This is a genomic window from Arcobacter lacus, from assembly GCF_003063295.1.
Taxonomy (GTDB): Bacteria; Campylobacterota; Campylobacteria; order Campylobacterales; family Arcobacteraceae; genus Aliarcobacter; species Aliarcobacter lacus.
Genome location: NZ_MUXF01000015.1, coordinates 1 through 24,262, shown reverse-complemented (window position 1 = coordinate 24,262; position 24,262 = coordinate 1). Strand labels below are relative to the sequence as shown.

Below are 24,262 nucleotides of genomic sequence, written 5' to 3'. Positions count from 1 at the left end.
ATAGAGTTGAAAAAGATCAACAAATTATGATTTTAGAAGCTATGAAAATGGAAATTGACATTACTGCTCCTGTTTCTGGTACTATCTCTAAAATCTTAGTTGAACCTTCTTCTTCTGTTGAAGAAGGTCAAACTTTAGCGGTTATTAGCTAAGATAGGTTTATTGATATTTTTGTCAATATTTAAATAATATAATAAAATAAAAATAAAATAGGAAAGTTAAATTATGTCTAATATTAAAGACTCGTTAGGTTTAGAAAACGTTGGAATTGTTCATAGAAATTTAGATGTTGATTCATTAATTAAATTTGCAATTGAAAAAGAAGGTGCAAAAGTATCTTCAACTGGTGCTTTAATGATTGATACAGGTATCTTTACAGGAAGAAGTCCTAAAGATAAATTTTTTGTAAATCAAGATCCATCGAATAAATATATAGCTTGGGGTGAAATAAATAGAAAAGTTTCAAAAGAGGTTTATGGAGATCTTCTTAAAACATCAAAAAAACAATTAAGTAATAAAGACATATTCGTAACTGATGTTTATTGTGGTTCATCTTTAGACTCAAGAAGAGCAGTTAGATTTATAACTGAAGTTGCTTGGCAAGCTCATTTTATTCAAAATATGTTTATTCTTCCAACACAAGAAGAATTGGCTAATTTTAAACCAGAATTTACAATATATAATGCTTGTAAAACTGTAGATATGGCTTATGTTAGTCATGGTTTACACTCAGAAGTTTATGTGATTTTTAATGTTGAAGAAAATACAGCTATCATTGGTGGAACTTGGTATGCAGGTGAGATGAAAAAAGGTGTATTCTCAATGATGAATTACTGGCTTCCATTGGAAGGAAAACTTCCAATGCACTGTTCAGCAAATATTGGTAAGGATGGTGATACTGCTCTATTCTTTGGTCTTTCTGGAACTGGAAAAACTACACTTTCAACTGATCCAAATAGAGCATTAATTGGAGATGATGAGCACGGTTGGGATGATAAAGGTGTATTTAACTTTGAAGGTGGTTGTTACGCAAAAGTAATAAACTTAGATAAAGATAGTGAACCTGAAATTTTTAATGCTATTAAAAAAGGAGCTATATTAGAAAATGTAGTTGCTGATGAAAATGGAGTAGTTGATTTTACAGATAAATCAAAAACTGAAAATACAAGAGTTTCATATCCAATAGATCATATAGAAAATCATACTCCAACTTTAAGAGGTGGTCATCCAAAAAATATTATTTTCTTATGTGCTGATGCATTTGGTGTTTTACCTCCAGTTGCAAAATTAGACAAACAACAAGCTATGTATTATTTTTTAAGTGGATATACAGCAAAAGTTGCAGGAACAGAAAGAGGAATTAATGAACCAATAGCTACATTCTCATCTTGTTTTGGTGAAGCTTTTTTACCTTTAAACCCAACTGTTTATGCTGAGTTATTAGGTAAAAAAATAGACAAACATAATGTAAATGTTTATTTAGTAAACACAGGATGGACTGGTGGTGCATATGGTGTTGGAAAAAGAATGAGTATAAAAAACACTAGAGCTTGTATCAATGCTATTTTAGATGGTTCAATTGAAGATTCTGAATTTGAAACTATGTCAATATTTAACTTGTCTATTCCAAAAACACTAAAAGGCGTAGATACTGAAGTTTTAAATCCAAGAAATACTTGGCAAGATAAATCTTCTTATGATGAAACAAAAACTAAACTAGCTTCAATGTATATTGAAAACTTTAAAAAGTATTTAACATTAGAAAGTGAATACGATTTTACTGCTGCTGGACCAAATCTATAAAAAAAGGAGAAGTTAAAAAACTTCTCCTTTTTAAAATCAACCTTCTATTTGTATCTCTTCTACTATTTCTAATCCAAAACCTTGTAAACCAACAAAAGAGTGTTTTCCTCCACTTGTCATAAGTTTAATTTGTTTTATATTTAAAGAGTTTAAAATTTGAGCCCCTATTCCATAATTTTTTTCTAACTCACTATTTTTTCGCCCATTATTTAGGAATATCAAAATTCCACCTTTTGCTTGCATAAAATTAATTGTCTTTAACATTGAATGTAATTTATCATCATTTAAAAACATTTTTATATCTGGTCTAATCGTATGAAATTTTATATGATTTATCTCTTTTATTTCACCAAAAATAATTGCTGTATGAATATTTTCTAAATGATCTTTAAACTCTTTTTGTATTACATCTTTTGAAAAGAATTTTTTATTTACACTTGAAATTTCTTCAACAAGCTTTTCATGAGATAATCTATACTCAACTAAATCAGAAATATATACTTGTTTTAAATTATGTTTTAATGCAAAAATATCTAAATCATCTCGTCTTGCCATTGTTCCATCTTCTTTTAAAATTTCACAAATAACAGCTTCCCCTTTTAAACCTGCAAGTTTACATAAATCAACACTTCCTTCTGTATGACCTGTTCTAACTAATACTCCACCATCTTTTGCAATCAAAGGGAAAATATGACCTGGTCTTACTAATTCATTTGTTTTTGAAACTGGATTTGCCAATATTTTTATAGTATCATCTCTCTCAATTGCACTAATTCCAGTAGCTGCACTTGCTGCATCAACTGAAACTGTAAATGCTGTTTCATAAGAAGATGTATTTGATGTAACCATAGGATTTAATTCTAATCTATCTGCTGTTTCTTTCGGCAAAGAAACACAAACTAATCCTTTTGCATGTGTTACCATAAAATTTACCATTTCTGGTGTACTTAATGCAGCTGAATAAACTAAATCACCTTCATTTTCTCTGTCTTCATCATCAAGCATTATTACCATATTACCTTTTTGAATCTCTTTTATAGCTTCTTGTACTCTTTTTATTGCATTCATTCTTACTTCTTTATATTTATTAAATTTTTATAGGATTATATCAAAAAATTCAAAATTTAATCTAAAACAACTTGACAAAAAAACTCTATTTAATTATAATTACACTCCTTAAATTGGGGTATCGCCAAGCGGTAAGGCAACGGTTTTTGGTACCGTCACTCGAAGGTTCGAATCCTTCTACCCCATCCACAAAAATGAAAATCATTTTTATATCGCGGAATAGAGCAGCTAGGTAGCTCGTCGGGCTCATAACCCGAAGGTCATAGGTTCAAATCCTATTTCCGCAACCAAAGTTAAATTGTTTTATAAGTTTTAATTAAGTTATAGATTTATATAATTCGAGTCTTAATTTATAACGCTGGTGTAGCTCAGTTGGCTAGAGCAGCTGATTTGTAATCAGCAGGTCGGGGGTTCGACTCCCTTCACCAGCTCCACTTTGTTTATAAATTTAGTTATTTAACAAGTACTTTCTATAGATATCTTCCCAACAACAATTATGTGTACTATCATATATAAAATATTTTATATTTTCTTTATTTTTAAATTTACTTTGATAAGAAAAAAATATATCTTTTGGAATGATTTTATCATTTTCTCCAATTAAATGAGTTTGTTTAATATTTTCTAATTCTTTTGAATAATTTGCTGGATTTAAAGAACCATTTAAACTGGAAATCTTTTGTATTTTGCTCCATTCTTCAATATCCAAATTTCCAGCTATTGTTGTAATACTATTTACATCATTTCTAGAAGAAGCTAAAAGTGTTACAATTGCCCCTCCACCAGAATATCCGATTAAATCAAATTTAGTATTTGTATACTCTTTTTTTAAATTATTTAAAACGTGTTCATAACTTTCAATAATTTTTGTATTAAATCTGTGGCTTGTCCAATATTTTTCTTCGCAACCATTTGAAGTTATGTATTGACAAGGTCTTGCTAAATATATTTTACAAGAATTATTATCTGATAACATTAATTTTAAAGCTATTGGATTTATTGGTGTAGGATTAGAAGAGATGATGCTTTTTGAAATCCAAGATAAGCCATCTCCTTCTACATATATTTTTATATTAGTTCTACATTCATTCGATATTTTTTGAAAAGAAAAAAGATTAAAAGAGCCTGTTTCTATATTTTTCTGAATAATATCTTTATCATTTATAATAGAAAAAGCTAAATCTTTCCTTTCATTTAGAGTGGGTATTTTATTAGAGCAACCATAAAAAAATAAAGATATAATAAAAATTAAAAATAAGAAACTATTTCTCAATATTTCCCTTTAGTTTTATATTGTTATCTCTTTAATATCAGCAATTTTTCTAAACCCTTGATATATTACTCCTACAAGATTTTTTCTATTTGTTTTTATTTTTTCATTTTCATGATTTACAAAAACATTATCAAAGAAATTATCAAGTTCAGGTTTTAAAGCAAATAAAGCTTCAAGTTCTTCATCATATGTTTTATAAGCTTTTGATTGAACTTCATTAAATTTAGCAAATAACTCTTTTTCTTCTTTATCTTCAAAAAGTTTTTCATCAATTAAAAGTTTAGAGTTTACATCAACATCTTTTATGATATTTGCAACTCTTTTAAATGTTGCAACGTAATCTTTGAAATTATCACTTTGAACTATTGGATTAAGCGCACAAAGTTTTTGAGAAATTTTATAAATATCTGTTTCACCACTTGCAAGAACAGCTTTTAAAACTGTTGGGTTTACTTCAAATATCTTAAATAATCTTTCGTTGAAAAACTCTATTAAAACTTTTTTATCTAAATTTTTATAGTTAGTTGATAATTCATCAATAATTTTTGATAAATCAATTGGAAGTTTATGCTCCATTGCAATTTTTACAATTCCAGCGGCTGCTCGTCTAAGACCAAATGGATCTTTTGAACCTGTTGGTATTTTTCCAACACTAAATAATGCCATTAAATTATCTAATTTATTTGATAATGCAACTATTGATGAAAATACATTTGAAGGAAGTTCTGAATCTTCACCAGTTGGTAAATATTGCTCTTTTAGTGCTAAGGATACTAAATTATCCTCTTTTGCAATTTTTGCATAGTAATATCCCATTAAACCTTGAAGTTCTGTAAATTCATAAACCATTTCACTCATCAAATCAGCTTTTGAAAGCATAACAGCTTTTTGAATTAACTCTTTTTCTTTTACTTCAAATGTATTTGCTAAATAAGAAGCAATTTTTGCTTCTCTTTCACATTTATCATACATTGAACCAAGACCTTCAACAAACACTAATTTTTTAAGTCCCTCATTTGATAAACCATTTTTAATATCATTTTTATAAAAAAACATAGCATCAGCAAGTCTTGGTCTTAAAACTTTTTCATTTCCTTGAATAATATATCCAAAATCATTAGTTTTTGCATTTGAAACAACGATAAAATTATTTGTTAGATTTCCATCTTTATAAACTGCAAAATATCTTTGATTTTCTTTCATTGATGTTACGATTACTTCTTCTGGTAACTCTAAAAACTCTTCATCAAATTTTCCAATTAAAGCTGTTGGATACTCTGTAATAGCTACAACTTCTTCAAGTAATTCTGTATCTATTTCTATTTTAATATTGTGTCTTTGCTCAATATTTTTCATCTGTTCTAAGATGATTTTTCTTCTTTCATCTGGATATAAAATAACTCCACTTTTATCAAGTTTACAAAAATAATCTCCAGCAAAAGAGTAAGTAAATGGTTCATAAGAAACCATTCTATGAGCAAATGAGAAATTAGATGATTTAACCCCAAAAAGTTCAGCATCAACAATCTCTTCACCCAAAAGAACAGATAAACTTCTAATTGGTCTAATAAAACTATCAGTTCTACTTGCCCATCTCATAGATTTTCCAAAGTTTAAAGAAGCTACAAATTCGTTTATCATTTCATTTAATAAAGTTTTTGATTCACTACCAATAACTTCTTGTTTGAAATATAAAACTTCACCTTTTCCTAAATCTTTTTTTTCTAAAACACTTACATCAACTCCCAATTTAGCAGCAAAACTAATAGCAGCTCCTGTTGGAACTCCATCTTTATAAGCTATTTTAACAGGTGCTCCAAATTGTTCAATAGTAGAATCTTCTTGTTTTACTTGGAATTCTCTATGCCATAGTACTAATCTTCTTGGTGTGTAAAAAAAATCAAAATCACATAATAATCTATTTTTTTCTAAAATATCACTCCATTTTTTCTCAATATTTGGAAGTTCATTTAAAAATGGAATTGCTGGTAATTCTTCTACACCAATCTCAATTAATAATGGTTTATTCATCTATTTGTTCCTTTTTAGAAGTTTTATTTTCTTCATTTTCTTCAAGTTTATCTGTATATTTTTTTATTTGTTGTTTGTTGAAATTTATAATAAATAAAGCCACCATAATAACAAACATAATAACTATTATTGTGTCTAATATATCTTTCATTATTTTCCTTTAAAAGGGGTTATTTTATCTAAGAATCACTTAACTCAAGCAAATATTCATAGATTACACCATCTATTTCATTTTTAGCTATTTGTTCAAATTCATCATTTGATTTTATTATTGCTAGATTTTTTGAATCAAACATATAATTATCTGCAATTTTTTGTATCTCTTTTGCTAAATCTTGATTGCTTATTATGTATTTTGCACTTAAGCAATTTGCATAAATTGCTTCTTTTATTGAAGTTACAATAACTGCACTTGATATACTATTTTCACTAACATATTTTAGTAAAACTTCATCATAATTAAATATTAAAGTACTATTTGCTTTTGTATTTTTTATATCTTGTATTGAACTAATAAAAAAGATATTTTCAAAAGGTATTAGTTTATCACCAATTACTAACATAATTACCTACTTATTCAAACAATCTTTTGAGCAATAAAATTTTCCATTACTTAATATTGCTTCATTCAAAGATACATAAGTTTTACAACTTTCGCACTCTATCATATCATCTGTAATCATTTTATCTTTTTTTGCTATATCATTTTGTCTTGATTTTTTGAAAAAAAGAAAATAGATCACAAATCCTACTATTACCAGTCCTAATACTTTTAAAATCATATTAACCCTTTTATATATAAATAATTTCTATCTTTTTTATTTACTATTTTATAATTATTAACTTTTGCATTTTCAAGTTCACTTTCTAACATACTTCCTTTATAAAAAAGATAGGAACTATTTGGCTTTTTTATATTTTTTGTGATGTCTAAAAGTAAAGAAGTATTTGTAACTGCTCTTGATGTTATCAAATCAACTTGTAAATCTTTAACCTCTTCTACTCTATTACATAAAACCACTAAATTATCAAGTTTTAAAGTTGCTTTTACAAAATTTAAAAATGATACTCTTTTTATTCTAGGTTCAATTAAATAGGCTTTTGTATCTCTTAAAGCTATCGCTAAAATAAGTCCTGGATACCCTGCTCCTGTTCCAATATCAGCAAAACTTTCATATTTTTCAATAAAAGTTAAAGGAAATAAAGAGTCCAAAATATTTTCATAAATATCATCTCTTGTTAATCTTCCACTAAGATTGTGAATAGTTCCCCATTGCTGAAGAAGTTTTACAAAAACTTCACAATCTTCATAAAATTTATCTTCAAATTTTAAATTATTTGCTTCAAGCAACTTTTGTAACATTAAAGTAGATGTCCCATTTTCTCTTTTTTAGTAAATAAATAACCTTCATTATATTTATTTGCTTTTATAATTGCAGGAATTCTTTCAACTATTTCAACGCCTAAAGACTCTACATATTTTATTTTTTCAGGATTATTTGTAATTAGTTTCAATTTTTTGATTTTTAAATCATCAAAAATATATCCAACAATACTATAATCCCTTTCATCTTCGGCAAATCCTAATTCCAAATTTGCTTCAATAGTGTTTCGTCCTTTATCTTGAAGAGCATAAGCATTTATTTTATTTACTAAACCTATGTTTCTTCCTTCTTGTCTATGGTATATTACCAAACCGCCATTTTGCGCAATAAATTTTAAAGATAAATCCAATTGGCTTTGGCAGTCACATTTTAGACTTCCTAAAGTATCTCCAGTAAGACATTCTGAGTGAATTCTCACATAAGGAGCATCTAAATTTTCAAAATCTTGACTCATTATCGCTAAATGTTCTTGATGTCCGTCTTTATAAGCTTTTATTCTAAATTTTCCATATTTTGTCGGTAAATTTGCTATATTTGATTGTATTATATTCATTTGTATTTTTAAACCTTAAACTGTTAAAATCCGAAGATTATAACCAAAAGAGGTAAATATTATGTTTAAACGATTTAGAAGATTAAGAATAAATGAAACACTAAGAAATTTAGTGCAAGAGACTGTTTTAACGCCAGAAGATTTCATATATCCACTATTTGTTAAAGAAGGTAAAGGTATAAAAACAGAAGTTGCATCAATGCCAGGTGTTTATCAAATGAGTCTTGATGAAATATTAAAAGAGTGTGAATATTTACATAGTATAAATTTAAAATCTATTATTTTATTTGGAATTCCTGATGTAAAAGATTCTGTTGGAAGTGAATGTTTATGTGAAGAGAGTATTATTGCTAGAACTATAAAAGCTATAAAGGCAAAATTCCCAGATATGTTTATAGTAACAGATTTATGTTTTTGTGAATATACAGATCACGGACATTGTGGAATACTTGATCCAAAAACGCAAACTGTTGATAATGATAAAACTTTAGAAATATCTGCTCAACAAGCATTAGTTCATGCAAGAGCTGGTGCAGATATGATAGCACCAAGTGGAATGATGGATGGAATTATTACAACTTTAAGAACTACACTTGATAATAATGGATTTAAAGATTTACCTATTATGGCTTATTCAACTAAATTTGCAAGCGGATATTATGGTCCATTTAGAGATGTAGCTGAATCAACTCCATCTTTTGGAGATAGAAGAAGTTATCAAATGAATCCAGCAAATAGACTTGAAGCTATAGAAGAGTCTTTAGAAGATGAAAAAGAAGGTGCAGATATCCTTATGGTTAAACCAGCACTTGCTTTTTTAGATGTTATTAGAGATATTAGAAATGAAACAAATCTTCCACTTTGTGCATATAATGTAAGTGGTGAATATGCGATGTTAAAACATGCAGGACTTGCAGGATTGATTGATTATGAAAGAGTTATGATGGAAACAATGATTGCTTTTAAAAGAGCAGGAGCAAATATCATCATAACTTATCATGCAAAAGAAGTTTGTGAAATTTTAAGAAAAAAATAAATTTATTTATTCACTAAAAAATCGTATGTTAAAACATACGATTTTTGTTTTAAGCTATACTTTTTCAAATATCTACCTTCATTTTGTAACTATTTTGTTATTTTAAATGAGTTATTAATTAGCAACTTACAAACATTTTTATCGTAAAACTCTCATTTTATAATGCTTTCTTAAATTACAAATTTTTAATTGAATATTTTTTATCTCTAAAATTAGTGAATTTTAAGAATTTCTAAAGCTAAATTCAATAGAATGTTTGTTTTTATTGAATTTAGAAAGGAATTAAATGAGACATTTCTTAACACTAACTGACTTTACTAAAGATGAGATTTTAGAAATCCTTACTTTAGCAAAGCAGATTAAAGAAGAGACAAAAAGAAGAGAATTTAAAGATTATATGCCTAAAAAAGTTTTAGCTATGATTTTTGAAAAAAGTTCAACAAGAACAAGAGTCTCTTTCGAAACTGGTATTTATCAGTTAGGTGGAATTGGGCTATTTCTTTCATCAAATGACATTCAATTAGGTCGAGGTGAGCCTATGAGTGACACTTCAAGAGTTATTTCAAGAATGGCTGATATGGTGATGATTAGAACTTTTGAACAAAGTAAAATTGAAGAGTTTGCAAAATACTCAAAAGTTCCAGTAATAAATGGTCTAACAAATGAATATCATCCAGTACAACTTATGGCTGATTATATGACTATCCAAGAAGCAGGACTTGAAAAAGATTTGGTTGTTGCTTATGTAGGTGATGGAAATAATATGGCTCACTCTTGGCTAAATCTAGCAGCAAAACTTGGATTTGAACTTAGAATTGCAACTCCAAAAGGTTATGAAGTAGATAAAAACATCTTAAATAATGCTCTTGAAATGGCAAAAATAAGTGGTGCAAAAATTATCATAGGAAATGACCCAAAAACTGCTATAAAAGATTCAACTGTTGTTACAACTGATACTTGGGTTTCAATGGGACAAGAAGATGAAAAAGAAAAAAGAATAAAAGATTTTGCTGGATATATGATAGATGCTGATATGATGAAATTAGCTCAAGAAAAGGCTATTTTCTTACATTGTTTACCTGCATATAGAGGTTATGAAGTGACAAATGAAGTAATGGAAAGTTCTCAAAGCCTTATTTTTGAAGAAGCTGAAAATAGACTTCATGCTCAAAAAGGTGTTATGGTTTGGTTAGATAGAAAAAGAGATGAAAAATAGATGATAGATTTTGCTAAGTTCGTAAAATATTCAAAACCAGGTCCTAGATATACTTCATATCCAACTGCTCCTGAGTTTAGTGAAACTTTTACTCAAGATGATTTAAAAGAATTTTATAAAAATCAAAGTGATGATAGACCATTATCACTTTATATTCATATGCCTTTTTGTAGAAGTGCCTGTTATTTCTGTGGTTGTAATACTATTTTTACTTCAAAAGAAGATAAAAAAACTAGATATATTGAGTATTTGAAAAAAGAGTTAAATATTCTAAAAAATCACCTAAATACTAAAAGAGTTGTAACTCAAATGCACTTTGGAGGAGGAACTCCAACATTTTTCTCTCCTTCTCAACTTGAAGTTGTAATAACTTCAATAAAAGAGATTTTTCCAAACTTTAGTCCTGATGCAGAGATTTCTTGTGAAGTAGATCCAAGATATTTTACAGTTGAACATATGAATGTTTTAAAAGCTGGTGGCTGTAATCGGCTTAGTTTTGGAGTTCAAGATTTAGATGAAGAAGTACAAAAAACTATTCATAGAATTCAACCTTTTGAATTAACTCAAAATGTTATCAAAATAGCGCGTGAAGCTGGTATTCACTCGATTAATACTGACTTAATCTATGGTTTACCATATCAAACAAGAGAAAGTTTTAAAAAAACGTTAGAGCAAATGATTACACTTAATACGGATAGATTTGCAGTATTTAATTATGCTCATGTTCCTTGGCTTATGAAAACTATGAGAAAATTTGATGAAACAACATTCCCAAAACCTGAAGTTAAACTAGAGATGTTAAAAGATACAATAGATTTCTTTACATCAAATGGTTATAAAATGGTTGGAATGGACCACTTTGCTAAACCAGAAGATGAACTATTTAAAGCTATTGAAAAAGGTGAACTTCATAGAAATTTCCAAGGTTATACTACTAAAGGTGGAGCTGATTTAATAGGAATTGGGCTAACTTCTATTGGAAATGGTGTTGATTATTATGCACAAAACTTTAAAGAGTTAGAACCTTGGGAAAATGCCATTGATAATGGAGATTTACCTGTATATAAAGGTTATAGATTAAGTGATGATGATATGCTTAGACAGTTTGTCATAATGGAACTTATGAGTAATTTTTCTTTAAATATAAAAAGGGTTGAAGAAGAGTTCAGAATAAACTTTAAAGAGTATTTTGATGATGCAATAAAAGCTTTAAAAGAGTTTGAAGATGCACAACTTTTAAAAATAACTGATAATAAAATCGAAGTTTCTCAAACAGGTTCTATGCTTATAAGAAATATTTGTATGCCATTTGATGCATATTTAAATAAAATTCCCGAAGAGAAAAGAAGATTCTCTAAAACTATTTAATATTTCCAAGCTAAAGCTTGGAAATTTATTAATTATTCTTTATCCTAAAGTTGATTTTTTTTGTTATTAACATAAATATAGGAATTACATATAATCCATGCACCATAATCTCATATGATAAAGATGTTATTTCTCCCATCATTAAATTTGGTAAAAAAAATCCGAGTGTAACTATTAAAAGTGGTATTCTAAAAATAAATCTTTTACTAAACTCAAGTAAATTCTTATAACCTTTTATCCCTTTATCATCTGCCCAAATTCTATACACAGTGATACCACTAAAAATTGTCAATACTATAAATAATATTATTGTTATTATAGAGAGTGTTATTATCCCTGCTATTGGAGGATTAATAAGCTTTGTTATATTCGTATTTGAAGGATTAACAATATCAAACTGATAGAGAGCTAAGATAATACCAATAAAAGATGTTACAATAACTCCGAAAAGAACATTAAAAGGACTAGAAAAAATCATATTAAAAATATAAAATGTATTTAAAAATGGATTTGACCAATTTTTCTTTATTAAAAACTTTTCTAAATACCAACCTATAGTCAGTAATACTACAAGGATTTCAATAATGAATATCATATTTTTCCTTTTTAAAATCTTATTTTGAAACCAATTATCATCTTAATATAAAACTATAACAAAAAGTTGTCACAGTTTGCGTTACAATTTTTGTATTTAAAAAAATTTTATTTATAACTCTTTAATTCGTTGTTTTCTTCCAATAAATAGATATAAAATAGCACCCAAGATAGGAAAACAAGGTATTACAATAATCCAAATAATTTTGTTATAACCCGTAAATTCATGTTTTAAAATATCAATAATGATAAAAATATATAAAATAAAACAAAAAACCACAAATATTAGAAGGCTCAAAGATATAAAGATAGTAAAAAAACTCATCTAAACTCCTATTTAAAAATATTTATATAACTATTCATAGAAGAAAAATCTACCTTTTCATCTATTCTTATACACAAGTCCATCAAATATAGATTTTCTAAATTAAACTCTTTTAATTTAACCATATCTTTTCCTGTTGTTAAAATAGCATAATCCTTATATTCATTTTGAATATCTAAAATCTCTTCTTTTGTAAAATTATGATGGTCAGGAAAACTTATCATTTTTATATTTTTAGGTAAAAATTCTAAAAGCCTTTTAGGTTTTGAAATAGCTGTTAATAAAATAGTTTTGACTGGAAGTTCTTTTATATTTTCATCTTTTTTTATTGTAATTACTCTTTTGAAATCTTTTCCTTCTTGTAAAACAATATTTGCTTTTTTATAAAAACTTTTAGGCTCTCTATATCCTCCACTTGGTAAACAAAAATTATTTGTAGGTTCATTTTGTGGTTTTAAAAGAATATCAAACTTTGAAATACTATATTTTGAAAATCCATCATCTAAAAATATGATTTTACTTCCTAATTCTTTTGCTTTTAAGATAGCTTCTATTCGATTTTCACTTACTATTATCGTAGCTTTTTTTAAACTTTTTGCCAAAAGCATTGCTTCATCACCACTTGTTTTTACATCAACTTGAATTTTTCCTTTTAAACTTACTATTTGTAAACCTTTTGAACTTCTTCCATAACCTCTTAAAATGATGCAAACATTTTCATATTTACTAGCTAATTCAATAGTTATTGGAGTTTTTCCACTTCCACCAACAATTATATTTCCAATAGAAATAATTGGAATATCAAAATCTATCTTTTTAGCTTTAAATCTTTTTGTAAAAATTATAATCAGATAAATAAGAGTTAAAGGAAGAAGTAAAAAAGAGATGATTTTTTGAAAAAAGTTGGGAAAGAAGAGATATTCTTCAATCCATAAATGTATTTTTTGTTTCAAGGATTTTTATATCCAATCTTTTGCAACTTCTATAACTTGATCACAAACATAATTTATATCATCATCTGTAAGTCCTGCATAAATAGGAAGAGATAATATTTGTTGATAGTTATTTAAAGCATTTGGAAATGCTGTAATTTTCATAGAATATTTATTTTTATAATAAGATAAAAGATGCAAAGGAATATAGTTAAGTCCAGTAGCAACTCCTCTTTCTTTTAAAGCTCTTGCAAAAGCATCTCTATTTCTTGAGATTTTTATAATAAATTGCGTAAAAATATGCTCATCTTTATGAGGTAAAATCGTGATATGTTTTACATTTGATAATCTTCGTTCATAAAGTTTTGCTATCTCTTTTCTTCTTTTTATAAAACCATCAGTTTTATTAAGTTGTGCAACTGCATAAGCTGCATCAAGTTCAGATAAATCAAACTTATGTCCAATATCAACAACATCATAAATATAATCCAAGTTTCCATAACTATCATATGTAGTAGTTATTGCATGAGATCTTAAAAGTTTTGCTCTTTTTGCAATCTCTTCATTGTTTGTTACAATAACTCCTGAACGACTAATTGCATATTTTGATGGAGAAGGATTTGTTGAAAATATAGTCATATCAGCTCTTAAATTTCCAACTTTTTGTCCTTTGTAAGTACTTCCTAATCCAGCTCTACAATCTTCTATTAAAATAATTCCATACTTTTGAGCAATATCATAAATCCTATCTAAATCAGGAGCTTGACCACCAATAAAAGTGATTATTGCACCTCTTAGTTTCTTAGAATCATTATTTGCTAAAGCCTCTTCAAATTTATCAATATCAATATTCATATCTTCCATATTTATATCAATAAAAATAGGTTCAGCATCAAAATGTCTTACAACTTCAGGAAGATTTATAAAAGAGTTAACAGACATTAGTATTTTATCACCTCTTTTAAGTTTAATTGAACTAAGAGCAAGATGTATAGCAGCAGTAGAAGTTGAAGTTGCAATAGCATATTTTGCACCTATATATTTTGTCATTTGTTCTTCAAACTCTAAAACTTTTGATAAGTCATTTTTTGACTCTAAAACTGATCTTATTTGATTTAACTCTTCATTGTCTAATGTTGCTTTATATATTGCTATGTTTTTCATAAATATTCCCCTAGTTTTGCAATGGTTGGAAGTTTTCCTTTAAAGGCATTTGCTTTCATTCTATTATTTATTTTATCTATAAAACTAGCTTCAAAACCAAGCTTTAATAATTCATCTTTTGATTTTTTATCATCAACCATAAGTTTTAATAAATCATCTATTTCTTTATAAGTGTGTCCTAGTTCATCTTCATCACTTTGACCTTCCCATAAATCAGCGCTTGGCGCTTTTGTCAAAATCGATTCTGGAACACCTAAAAGTTTAGCAAATTCAAATTCATCACTTTTATAGATTTCACCTATTGGATTTATTGCACATGCAATATCTCCAAAAATAGTTCCATATCCTAAAAGTAGTTCACTTTTATTTGAAGTTCCTACAACTAATGATTTTTCTTTAAAAGAGATATCATATAAAACAGACATTCTCATTCTTGCACTAAAGTTACCAATTCTAAGTTTATCATTATCCATATTTTTTAAAAAGGCGCTAACCATTGGTTCTATAGAAACAATATCATATCTTATGTCAAATTTCTCACAAACTTCAATGGCGTGTTCAATTGAACTTTGTGATGAAAATTGTGATGGCATCAAAACACAATTTAAATTTTTTCCGAAAGCTTCTTTACACAAAATAGCCACAACAGCAGAATCTAAACCACCAGATAAACCAACAGTTACTTTTTCAAAACCTGCTTTTGAAACTTCATCTTTTAAGAAACTTATTAAATATTGCTTAACTTTTTTCCAATCTTTCATTTTTAAACCTTTTCTTAAGAATTTTGATTATAACTCATTTTTTTTTGTTTTTAGATAAATCTCATCCAAATAATCATTACTTATCTTATTTATTTCTCTTTTTTTAGACTCTAATTTATCTTTAATATTAAGAAGTTCTTCCTCTTCAAAATAGTCTAAGTATTTTGGATTTATTTCGACAATTTCATCTTGATTTATCTTTAATAACTCTTTTATCTCTTCTATTAATTGCTTTTTCATTTTTACCTTAACTAAATTTTTTTAGAATATCTTCTAAATAAAGTTCCATTTTTTCTACACCAATATCACTCTCTTCATTTTTACAAGAACCACAGCAACTTCCTGCATCTGTAATATCTTCTAAATCTTGTAATGTTTTTGCACCTTTTTCTTTGATTGCATAGATAATTTCACCTAAAGTTACTTGTTTACAAGTACAAACTACATAAGAGTGAGGAAAACTTTTTGCCATTTATATTCCTCTACTTTTTTTTATTATTTCATAAGCTTCATTTATCTCTTGAAGTTTTTTTGTAGCTTCATCTATAATACTTTGAGAAGCTCCTTGCCCTGAAATGATATCTGGATGGTGTTTTTTTACCAAATTTCTATAGTTTTTCTTTAAAGTCGCATCATCATCAATAGAATTTGATTCTAAAATCTCATACGATTTTTCTAATGTTAGAGTTTTTTCATTTTCTCTATTTTTATAGAAGTTTTCAAAATTTGAAATAAGTGTAAAATAGTCATTTTCTTCAATTTTTAAAGCTTGTGCTATATCTTCTGTTATTTCTTGTTCTGCTTTTGAAAAGTCTCCATCAATAAATGCAAGATTTAACAAATATTCCATATATTTTAATCTTTTATTATAATCATGTTTTGTTAAAAGGTATAATTTATCACAAATTATTATTAGATTTTCAAATGTTTCTTTTTCTTGTTCGTATAAATTCTTAAGGTTTTCTCTTACTTCTTGTGAGTTTTGAAAATGGCTTGAAATATCTGTAAAAGTATGTTTTAAAATTTCTGCTTCAAGTTCTCCTACTTTTCCATCTGCCTTTGCTACTTTTGCTAAAAGAGCTACTAAAATTCCTGCTTCATGATTTAATAAATCTCCACTAAAAATCTCTTTTTGCTTTAAATTTATATTTTTAAATTCTTCTGTTTTATAGTTTTTCCCTATAAAAAATAAAATCACTATAACAACTGCTAAAACTACTAATTCCATACTTTACCTTGAGATTATTTTTTTAATTTTGGTTGATTTTATCAAAAATTAGGTAAAATCTTTCCCTTAATAATCTAATGGAGACAAAGATGTTTGGTATGGGTATAACTGAAATCTTGCTTATTGCAATAGTTGCTATTATCGCTTTAGGACCTGATAAATTGCCTGATGCAATGGTACAAATAGCAAAATTTATTAATAAATTTAAAAATGGATTAGCTGAAGCAAAATCTACACTTGATAATGAACTAAATATTGCTGAATTAAAAAATGAAGCTACTAAATTTAAAGCTCAAATTGAAGATACAAAAACATCTTTAACAGCTGAAACAAAAATTGATTTAGGATTGAATGAAATATTAAATGATGATTTTGAAACTCCTAAAAAAGAAGCCAAAGAAATTAAAGAAGAAAATATTTCATTAAAAAATGAGGATAAAGCTTAATGTTTGAAGATTTAAAACCCCATATTGCTGATTTAAGAAAAAGACTTGTAATATCTTGTATCGCTATTGTTGTAATGTTTTTTGTATGTTTTACTTTTTATGAACCTATTTTAAATTGGATGACAGTTCCAGTTAAAGCTGCTCTTCCAACAGGTTCAAATATGATTGCAGTATCTATAGAAGAGACATTCTTTACAGCTATGAAAGTTGCATTTTTTGCTGGATTTGTAGCTTCACTTCCAGTTATATTTTGGCAAATGTGGTTATTTTTAGCTCCTGGACTTTATGATCATGAAAAAAAACTTGTAATACCTTTTGTATTTTTTGCTACTTTAATGTTTTTATTAGGTGCAAGTTTTGCTTATTATATTGTTGTTCCTTTAGGTTTTAGTTTTTTAATTGCCTTTGGTTCTACTGTTGTTACTGTATTACCTAGTATTGGAACTTATGTTGGATTCTTTACAAAAATTATGATTGGTTTTGGAATAGCTTTTGAATTACCTGTTATTACTTTTTTTCTTGCAAAAATAGGAATAGTTGATGACAAAATGTTAAAAGATTTTTTTAGATATGCGATTGTACTTATTTTTATAGTTGCTGCTATTTTAACTCCACCTGATGTTGTAAGTCAAGTATTAATGGCAGCACCATTAGTACTACTTTATGGAATATCTATTTATATAGCAAAAGTATTTAATCCTGCACAAAAAGATGAAGAAGAAGAAGACGAGGAAGAATAAACTTTGCTAGATCCATTAAAAACTTCAAGTTATGACTATAATCTTCCTAAAAATCAAATAGCTACCCATCCTGTAACACCAGCAGATAGTGCAAAGCTTTTGATTTTTAATAGAAGTACTAATACTATTATTCATTCAACTTTTAAAGATATTTCAAAGTTTTTACCTAATGATTTATCAATATTCTTAAATGATACAAAAGTTATAAAAGCTAGAATTTTTGGTCTAAAAGATAGTGGTGGTCAAATAGAACTATTACTAAATAAACCTCTATTTATGGATAGATACTTAGTTATGATTAGAGGAAAAGTAAGAGTTGGAACTAAACTTCTTTTTGATGAAAATCTAAGTGCTATTGTAGAAGAAGTAAATGAAGATGGAAGTAGAATTGTAGAGTTTTTTCAAGATGAAAAAAAACTAGATTTTCTATCTTTAGTTGAAATACTAAATAAAATTGGACATCTTCCTCTACCTCCTTACATGAATAGAGAAGATGAAAAACAAGATGAACAAAACTATCAAACTTTGTTTGCAAAAAACTATGGAGCAGTTGCAGCTCCAACTGCATCACTTCATTTTACACCTGAATTATTAAAAAATTTAGAAGAAAAATATGGATTAAACTATCTTACACTTCATGTAGGAGCAGGAACTTTTAAACCTGTTGATGTAGAAGATATCTTATCTCATCCAATGCATAGTGAATATTTTGAAATAGGAATTGATGCTAAAAAAAACTTAGATAAAGCGAATAAAGTTTTAGCAGTAGGAACAACAGTTACTAGAACTATCGAGTATTATGCAAGAACAAATAAAATTCAAGGTGAATGTGATTTATTTTTAAATCCAGCAAATAAACCTATAAAAGTTGATTATTTACTTACAAATTTTCATTTACCAAAATCAACTTTAATTATGTTGGTTGCTTCTTTTATTGGATTAGAAAAAACTTTAGAAATATATGAAACTGCTATAAAAGAGAATTATAGATTCTACTCTTATGGTGATGGAATGTTAATACTTTAAAGGAAATTTTTATAATGGCTTATTATGTACTATTTGATACAGAAACAACAGGAGCTGCTCAAGAAGATAGAGTTATTCAATTTGGTGCTATGATTGTTGATAATAAAGGAAAAGTTGAAGCTTTTGATGAGTTATGTTCAGCTCCTATTCCCATAAAACTTGAAGCAATGGAAGTTCACAATATAACTCCTGATTTATTAGAAAATAAACCAAAAGCAGTTGAAACAAACTTCTATAAAAGATTAGAAGAGTTAAATAGTGATGACAACTATTTAATAGCTCATAATATAAATTTTGATTTAGATATGATAAAAAAAGAAGGCTTTGAAAACAACTATAAATTAATAGATACATTAAGATGTGCAAAACATCTATTTAGTGATTTACCTTATCATCGACTTCAATACTTAAGATATGCACTAGATTTATATAAATTTGAAGAGAATGAAGCTTCTAAATATGGTATAACTATAAAAGCTCATGACGCAATCGGTGATGTACTTGTGATGAAACTATTTTTATCAAAACTTGTAGGAAAATGTAGAGAAGTTTATCCAAGTTTAAATCCTATGGAAAAACTTGTAGAATTAACTACTACTCCTGTATTTATAAATACTTTTAAATTTGGAAAATACAAAGGACAAAATATAGAAGAAGTTGCAAAAATAGATGCAAACTATCTAAACTGGATGAGAACTTCTATGAGCGATTTAGATGAAGATATGAAATTTACTTTGGATAAGGTTTTAAACCAATAAATACAGATAACTATTAAACCCTACCATCAAAATATTTAGTAATATAAAAATCTTTTTACTCCAAATCGATAAAAATGAAACCAAAAGATATAAAATATAAAAATAAAGTGGTGTAAAAACTTCATAAACATAGATTTTATGTTCTATAAATACTTTTAAATATTCATCAAAATAATCTGAAAATCCAAAAATATGAGCGAAAATCTCTGCTGGATAAAAAAAGTTAAAAAATATCGTAATTGGTATAGAATAAAACTGTTCATAAGAAGTTTGAGGAAAATAGTAGTGAACTATTGGATTAAATATTAAAAACATCCAAATATTGAAAAAAACATATAAAAGCCATTTATTATAGTTTTTAAAATATTGTATAAACAAATAGATATAAAAAACTGCAAAAATAGAAAACCAAAATCCAATAGAAAAAATGTATTTAGGATAAAATACAATTACAATCAAAAAAGTATAAAACAAAGTCATATATGAAAGAATTTTTATATTACTTCTAAGTAAATAAATACCTAAACAAAACATCACAAAAGCTCTTAAAAGCGATGGTACAATATCTGTTAAGATAAGATAATAAAACAAAATAGCAGTAGTTATAAGTAAAATATCAAGCTTTCTATTTCGATAAGGGAAATATCTATCTTGAAAAAATTTATAAGGAAAATATAAAATCCAATAAATTACAAAAGATAAAACAACTAAGTGAAAACCTGAAAGTGCCACAACATGAGCTATTCCATAAGCTGTAATTACATCTCTTAACTCTTTTGAAACAGGAACGGCTAGAAATAAAGCATTAAAAAGTTCAATTATTTTTTCATCTTTATGATTATTTTCTATATTTTTTATGATTTTATCTTTGAAAGTTTGTTCTTTTTGTAATTCATCAAAGTAGATAGTTTTTGTATAAAAACCTTTTAAATAATCTATAAAATCAATATTTCTTGAAACTATTAAAATATTTAATAAATCAAATTTTTTTATTTCTTGATTTTTAGGAATACTTGTAAAAAACTCAAAATTTGAAGTTTTTAGTTTTAAAATATCAAAATCATCTTTTTGATAAATATTTAAAACTTCAACTTTTGTTTCAAAAACTTCTTCATCGATAAATTCTAAATATTTACCATATTCAAAAAGAATATTGATTAAAAGAGCAAAAAATAAGATAAATATTGTTACAATTTGTTTACTTTTAATAATTTTTATGAACATGAGAATTATTATACTTTAAAAAGGAGATTTTATGCAAATTGGTAATACAACTTCAATTTTAGGTACAACTTCGCAAAATAGCACTTCGAAATTAGAAGAAGACACTTCTACAAGTAATGAGTTTGGTGTGTTATTAGAAAACAAAACAGAAGAACAGAAAAAACTAGAAGAAAAACAACTAACAAAACAACTTTTAGAAGATTTGGAATCTGTTGCAAAAACTGGTTTTACAAAAGATGAATTAGAAAAAATCAAAAAGATTTTAGAAGAATTAGCAAAACAAAGAGCAGAATCAGGGCAAACAGCACAAACTCCTGAAGAGTATATAAGAAATTTAAAAGCTGATTTACAATACGCAATAGAAAAAGTAACTGGTAAAAAAATGGATTTTAGTGAAGATATGTTAAATAATTTTGTCAATTCTCAAAATAGTTCAAATGGACTTTTAGCAACAACATCAACAGATGAAGAGTTAAGATTAATTGATGAATTAAAACAGAAAAAATAGAAAAATTTCTATTTTTTCTTCCAAATACTCATCAATAAAGTTTTATTCTCATAATTTTTATTTTTCATTTTTATAAAAGATGAAAGCTCAATCTTATCAAGTAGTTCAAATTCCAAAAATAGATTATTTTCATTTATATGTTCATTAAACCAATTCTGTGAACTTAAAAATACAAAAAAACCATTTTTGTTTATTCGTCTTGAAACATCTTCTAAAAACTTTTTAGGATAATATAATTTATCAATTAAACTAGAATAAAATATTAAATCAAAATCTTTATAAATCTCTTTTAAATTACAAGCATCTCCTTGCATAAAAGATACTTTTTCTTTAATATTTTCTAAATCTAAATCTTTTAAAGAGATAGCTCTTTCTTCAAAAGTTTTATCTTCTTTTTTTATTTTATAATTTACGAAATCATAATGTTTTAGTTTTACCCCAATATTTATATAATTTGCACTAAAATCTATTCCTAATACTTCATCATAGATTTTTGCTAACTCAAAGCTAGTTCGTCCAACACAACAACCTAAATCTAAAGCTTTTGAGTTTTTCAAATCTTTTAAATATGGTCTTAATAAATCCACATAATTTGTGTATAACTTATCTTTTCCATAATATAAATCGCAATATGAAAATATTGATTCATCACTTTCATAAAAGTTGTTGTTTAATTGTGTTTTATACTCATTTGATGATTTAACATATCTAAATCCAGCATGTTGGAAAAAATGTTTTCTAAAAGCATATCTTGCACTTCTTAAAGTTTCATTTCCTAAACTAATAAAAGAACCACCTTTTATAAGTGCATGTCTATCATCAAATGTTGGAGTTGTAAAATCATCATAGATTGGATGTGTTACAAAACCATCAAAAGGATAAATTGGTGTTAAACTCCATTGCCAAACATTTCCAGCAACATCGTAAAAACCATCAAACTTATATTTGTCAACCCTGCTTTGATTAAACTTTTTTAAACCAATATTTGCTTCTTTATTTTGTGCATCTACAAAATCATAAAGTCTATAATACTCATCTTCACTTGGAAGTCTAACTTCAAAACCTAATTTTTCACTTTTGTATTTACAAAAAGCTTCTGCTTCATAAAAATTTACATCAACTGGATAATTAAGAGGAAGAGGAACAACTCTATTTATCTCTCTTAAAAAATATTTTTCATCTTTTTTTATCCAAAATGTTGGATATTTTGCATCTGTATAACTTAACCAGTTTTCCCCTTCCGTTGAAAAGAATTCAGGATTATTATAACCACCCTCTTTTACAAACTCCAAAAATTCTCCATTTGAAACCAAATATTTTGAAGCTTGAAAATCTTTTATAAAAGCTTTGTGATTTGAAAATTCATTATCCCAACCATAAAATATTGGATTATTTCTATCTTTTTGAAGTAAAACTTGCGCACCTTTTACATCAAGAAGCTCATTTTTTGGATATTCATTTGAAGCTTCATTTGAATACTCAAATATCTCATCTTCAATTAAATATTTTATATCAAGTTCTCGAAGTAAAACTGAACTTGTTTCTATATGAATATTTTCATGTTCTATTCCCATCAAAATAATCCACATAGGACAATCCCAATTTATAGGAAGTGAAAACTGCATATTTTCAATCAAATCTAAAACTATCTCTTTTACTTTATTTCTATACTCTTTTATCTCTTCAAAAGTTGGCCATTTGTAATTACTAGAGTTTAAATCATCCCAACTCATTTCATCAACACCAATAGCAAATATTGATTCAAAATCCTTATTTAATCTATTTTCTAAAATATTTGCTAAAACTAATTTATTTATAAAAAATGTTGCAGTATGTCCATAATAAAATATAAGTGGATGTCTAAGTTTATTTGGTTGCTGATACAAAAACTCCTTATCTTTTAATAAATCAAAAAGTTTTTCATCTAATTCATAAGTTTGTAAAAACTGTTTTTTAATCTCAGCTCTTTTTTCTTCAATTGTACCAGTACTTAAATTTACACTATTTTTTATATAGTTCATTTTTTTCCTTTTATACTTACTTTCAAACTAATTTATCTAAAAATTCTAATTTTTTAAGTTTATTATTTTTTGTAAACTCTTTGTATATATTTAATAGTTGTTTCAACTCTGAATCTTGCAAATTTATAATACAATTTTGTAATTTTTCAACTATATTTTTTGAATCAATTTCTAATAAACTTCTTGCAATATAATTTTCAATTAAAACCATTCCTAATCTTTTTATAGATTTTGTCTCTTCTAAAATATCCAAAGCTTCATCTGTTACTTTTAAAACTTCTAAACACTCTTTTTCATCATAAGAATTTATTATTTTATATAAAATATTTAAAGCAAAATTATGTAAAACAACAGGCATTTCATCTCTATCGCCAACTGATTCTTTTAAAACTACACCTAATTTTCCTAAATTTATAGCTTTATTTATAGTTTCATCATCTTTTTTTGTTTGTAAAATATATTTAAATCTATACGATATTGCCATATTTACGAATGTTGCTCCATACTCAAAAGCACCAAGAGCTGGGATTGCTAAACATTTTTGATAAAAAGTTATTGCTTCATCATAGTTTTCTTCCCATTCACAAAGATTTGCTTTTAAGTTATAAAAATGCCATAACCATAAAGGTTCATTATCTTCATTGTGAGAAAAAAGTAATTCTTCCAATTTTTTTAAAGATTCTAATGCTTCAATTTTTAGTTTTTCATCTCTTTGAGAGATTATTATAAAAGCTGCTTTTCTTTGATAATATCTTATTTCAATATCTGATGGTTTTTCATTTTTTCCTAAATTTAACTCTTT

29 protein-coding genes and 3 tRNA genes are annotated in these 24,262 nt (G+C 26.5%); 13 read left to right on the top strand and 19 right to left on the bottom strand.

Annotated elements, in window-relative coordinates:
- Both B0175_RS07715 and pckA read left to right on the top strand, forming a co-directional pair.
- Window positions 1–152 (top strand): acetyl-CoA carboxylase biotin carboxyl carrier protein subunit (locus B0175_RS07715; protein WP_108528035.1); only part of this gene is annotated, 152 nt, incomplete at its 5' end.
- 73 nt (window positions 153–225) lie between these two features.
- The gene (gene pckA / locus B0175_RS07710) at window positions 226–1,803 is read left to right on the top strand and encodes a phosphoenolpyruvate carboxykinase (ATP) (protein ID WP_108528034.1); all 1,578 of its coding nucleotides are present in this window, start codon (window positions 226–228) and stop codon (window positions 1,801–1,803) included.
- Window positions 1,804–1,839: 36 nt separating this feature from the next.
- On the opposite strand, the gene B0175_RS07705 is transcribed toward pckA, so the two are convergent.
- The gene (locus tag B0175_RS07705) at window positions 1,840–2,871 is read right to left on the bottom strand and encodes a bifunctional 3,4-dihydroxy-2-butanone 4-phosphate synthase/GTP cyclohydrolase II (RefSeq protein ID WP_108528033.1); all 1,032 of its coding nucleotides are present in this window, start codon (window positions 2,869–2,871) and stop codon (window positions 1,840–1,842) included.
- A gap of 114 nt (window positions 2,872–2,985) precedes the next feature.
- On the opposite strand from B0175_RS07705, the gene B0175_RS07700 reads away from it, so the two are divergent.
- From B0175_RS07700 to B0175_RS07690, 3 genes are all read left to right on the top strand, one after another.
- A tRNA-Gln gene (locus B0175_RS07700) sits at window positions 2,986–3,060 on the top strand.
- 24 nt (window positions 3,061–3,084) lie between these two features.
- Window positions 3,085–3,161: transfer RNA gene (locus B0175_RS07695), tRNA-Met, on the top strand.
- A 67-nt stretch (window positions 3,162–3,228) separates the two neighbouring features.
- Window positions 3,229–3,305 (top strand) — tRNA-Thr (locus B0175_RS07690).
- Between the two features lie 14 nt (window positions 3,306–3,319).
- Here the strand turns inward: B0175_RS07690 and B0175_RS07685 are convergent.
- The 7 genes from B0175_RS07685 to ribA are packed head-to-tail and all read right to left on the bottom strand — an operon-like array spanning window position 3,320 to window position 8,113.
- Window positions 3,320–4,144, bottom strand: a complete 825-nt coding sequence (locus tag B0175_RS07685; RefSeq protein ID WP_228156084.1) for an alpha/beta hydrolase — start codon at window positions 4,142–4,144, stop codon at window positions 3,320–3,322.
- Window positions 4,145–4,159: 15 nt separating this feature from the next.
- Window positions 4,160–6,175: a glycine--tRNA ligase subunit beta gene (gene glyS / locus B0175_RS07680; RefSeq protein ID WP_108528031.1), complete on the bottom strand. Its 2,016-nt coding sequence runs from the start codon at window positions 6,173–6,175 to the stop codon at window positions 4,160–4,162.
- Window positions 6,168–6,326 (bottom strand): hypothetical protein, encoded by a 159-nt coding sequence (locus tag B0175_RS11265; protein ID WP_012012913.1) that lies wholly within the window; start codon window positions 6,324–6,326, stop codon window positions 6,168–6,170. The genes glyS and B0175_RS11265 overlap by 8 nt, the downstream gene beginning before the upstream one ends.
- Window positions 6,327–6,354: 28 nt before the next feature.
- Window positions 6,355–6,738 carry a hypothetical protein gene (locus B0175_RS07675; RefSeq protein ID WP_004509423.1) on the bottom strand — a complete coding sequence of 128 codons (384 nt, stop codon included), beginning with the start codon at window positions 6,736–6,738 and terminating at the stop codon, window positions 6,355–6,357.
- Between the two features lie 6 nt (window positions 6,739–6,744).
- Window positions 6,745–6,957 (bottom strand): PP0621 family protein, encoded by a 213-nt coding sequence (locus tag B0175_RS07670; protein ID WP_108528030.1) that lies wholly within the window; start codon window positions 6,955–6,957, stop codon window positions 6,745–6,747.
- A complete protein-coding gene (rsmG, locus tag B0175_RS07665) occupies window positions 6,954–7,538 on the bottom strand; it encodes a 16S rRNA (guanine(527)-N(7))-methyltransferase RsmG (RefSeq protein ID WP_108528029.1) in 585 nt (194 codons plus the stop codon). Before rsmG ends, B0175_RS07670 begins: the two co-directional genes overlap by 4 nt.
- The gene (gene ribA / locus B0175_RS07660; RefSeq protein WP_012012916.1) at window positions 7,538–8,113 is read right to left on the bottom strand and encodes a GTP cyclohydrolase II; all 576 of its coding nucleotides are present in this window, start codon (window positions 8,111–8,113) and stop codon (window positions 7,538–7,540) included. The genes rsmG and ribA overlap by 1 nt, the downstream gene beginning before the upstream one ends.
- A gap of 61 nt (window positions 8,114–8,174) precedes the next feature.
- On the opposite strand from ribA, the gene hemB reads away from it, so the two are divergent.
- From hemB to hemN, 3 genes are all read left to right on the top strand, one after another.
- Window positions 8,175–9,149, top strand: coding sequence for a porphobilinogen synthase (gene hemB, locus B0175_RS07655; RefSeq protein ID WP_108528028.1), 975 nt, complete (start codon window positions 8,175–8,177; stop codon window positions 9,147–9,149).
- A 286-nt stretch (window positions 9,150–9,435) separates the two neighbouring features.
- The gene (gene argF, locus B0175_RS07650) at window positions 9,436–10,365 is read left to right on the top strand and encodes an ornithine carbamoyltransferase (RefSeq protein WP_108528027.1); all 930 of its coding nucleotides are present in this window, start codon (window positions 9,436–9,438) and stop codon (window positions 10,363–10,365) included.
- Entirely contained in the window at window positions 10,366–11,733 is a 1,368-nt protein-coding gene (gene hemN / locus B0175_RS07645; RefSeq protein ID WP_108528026.1) for an oxygen-independent coproporphyrinogen III oxidase, read from the top strand.
- Between the two features lie 28 nt (window positions 11,734–11,761).
- On the opposite strand, the gene B0175_RS07640 is transcribed toward hemN, so the two are convergent.
- The 8 genes from B0175_RS07640 to B0175_RS07605 all read right to left on the bottom strand — a co-directional run bounded on the left by B0175_RS07640 (window position 11,762) and on the right by B0175_RS07605 (window position 16,737).
- Window positions 11,762–12,328 carry a hypothetical protein gene (locus B0175_RS07640; RefSeq protein WP_108528025.1) on the bottom strand — a complete coding sequence of 189 codons (567 nt, stop codon included), beginning with the start codon at window positions 12,326–12,328 and terminating at the stop codon, window positions 11,762–11,764.
- Between the two features lie 111 nt (window positions 12,329–12,439).
- Window positions 12,440–12,652 (bottom strand): PLDc N-terminal domain-containing protein, encoded by a 213-nt coding sequence (locus B0175_RS07635; protein WP_108528024.1) that lies wholly within the window; start codon window positions 12,650–12,652, stop codon window positions 12,440–12,442.
- Window positions 12,653–12,660: 8 nt separating this feature from the next.
- Entirely contained in the window at window positions 12,661–13,605 is a 945-nt protein-coding gene (locus tag B0175_RS07630) for a tetraacyldisaccharide 4'-kinase (RefSeq protein ID WP_108528023.1), read from the bottom strand.
- A gap of 6 nt (window positions 13,606–13,611) precedes the next feature.
- Entirely contained in the window at window positions 13,612–14,748 is a 1,137-nt protein-coding gene (locus tag B0175_RS07625; protein WP_108528022.1) for a DegT/DnrJ/EryC1/StrS family aminotransferase, read from the bottom strand.
- Window positions 14,745–15,509 carry an NAD+ synthase gene (locus B0175_RS07620; RefSeq protein WP_108528021.1) on the bottom strand — a complete coding sequence of 255 codons (765 nt, stop codon included), beginning with the start codon at window positions 15,507–15,509 and terminating at the stop codon, window positions 14,745–14,747. The genes B0175_RS07625 and B0175_RS07620 overlap by 4 nt, the downstream gene beginning before the upstream one ends.
- A gap of 27 nt (window positions 15,510–15,536) precedes the next feature.
- Window positions 15,537–15,749: a hypothetical protein gene (locus B0175_RS07615; RefSeq protein ID WP_012012928.1), complete on the bottom strand. Its 213-nt coding sequence runs from the start codon at window positions 15,747–15,749 to the stop codon at window positions 15,537–15,539.
- Window positions 15,750–15,756: 7 nt separating this feature from the next.
- Entirely contained in the window at window positions 15,757–15,981 is a 225-nt protein-coding gene (locus B0175_RS07610; protein WP_108528020.1) for a (2Fe-2S)-binding protein, read from the bottom strand.
- A complete protein-coding gene (locus B0175_RS07605) occupies window positions 15,982–16,737 on the bottom strand; it encodes a TerB family tellurite resistance protein (protein WP_108528019.1) in 756 nt (251 codons plus the stop codon).
- A gap of 89 nt (window positions 16,738–16,826) precedes the next feature.
- Between B0175_RS07605 and tatB the strand changes: the two genes are divergently transcribed.
- From tatB to B0175_RS07585, 4 genes are read left to right on the top strand one after another with little or no spacing between them, the layout of a single operon-like run.
- Entirely contained in the window at window positions 16,827–17,183 is a 357-nt protein-coding gene (gene tatB / locus B0175_RS07600) for a Sec-independent protein translocase protein TatB (protein WP_108528018.1), read from the top strand.
- Complete coding sequence (gene tatC, locus B0175_RS07595; RefSeq protein ID WP_108528017.1) at window positions 17,183–17,923, top strand: twin-arginine translocase subunit TatC; 741 nt, start codon at window positions 17,183–17,185, stop codon at window positions 17,921–17,923. The genes tatB and tatC overlap by 1 nt, the downstream gene beginning before the upstream one ends.
- A 3-nt stretch (window positions 17,924–17,926) precedes the next feature.
- On the top strand, window positions 17,927–18,949 hold the full coding sequence (gene queA, locus B0175_RS07590) for a tRNA preQ1(34) S-adenosylmethionine ribosyltransferase-isomerase QueA (RefSeq protein ID WP_108528016.1): 1,023 nt from the start codon (window positions 17,927–17,929) through the stop codon (window positions 18,947–18,949).
- 14 nt (window positions 18,950–18,963) lie between these two features.
- Complete coding sequence (locus tag B0175_RS07585) at window positions 18,964–19,707, top strand: 3'-5' exonuclease (RefSeq protein ID WP_108528015.1); 744 nt, start codon at window positions 18,964–18,966, stop codon at window positions 19,705–19,707.
- Here B0175_RS07585 and B0175_RS07580 read toward each other — a convergent pair.
- Window positions 19,696–20,931: a ComEC/Rec2 family competence protein gene (locus tag B0175_RS07580; RefSeq protein WP_108528014.1), complete on the bottom strand. Its 1,236-nt coding sequence runs from the start codon at window positions 20,929–20,931 to the stop codon at window positions 19,696–19,698. The two genes, B0175_RS07585 and B0175_RS07580, sit on opposite strands and share 12 nt — an antisense overlap.
- Window positions 20,932–20,962: 31 nt before the next feature.
- Between B0175_RS07580 and B0175_RS07575 the strand changes: the two genes are divergently transcribed.
- Window positions 20,963–21,439 (top strand): hypothetical protein, encoded by a 477-nt coding sequence (locus B0175_RS07575; protein ID WP_108528013.1) that lies wholly within the window; start codon window positions 20,963–20,965, stop codon window positions 21,437–21,439.
- Between the two features lie 8 nt (window positions 21,440–21,447).
- Here B0175_RS07575 and ovoA read toward each other — a convergent pair whose 3' ends face one another.
- Both ovoA and B0175_RS07565 read right to left on the bottom strand, forming a co-directional pair.
- Window positions 21,448–23,460 (bottom strand): 5-histidylcysteine sulfoxide synthase, encoded by a 2,013-nt coding sequence (ovoA, locus tag B0175_RS07570; protein WP_108528012.1) that lies wholly within the window; start codon window positions 23,458–23,460, stop codon window positions 21,448–21,450.
- Window positions 23,461–23,482: 22 nt separating this feature from the next.
- Window positions 23,483–24,262, bottom strand: a 780-nt coding sequence (locus B0175_RS07565) for a hypothetical protein (RefSeq protein WP_210004316.1), incomplete at its 5' end; no start/stop codon positions are given.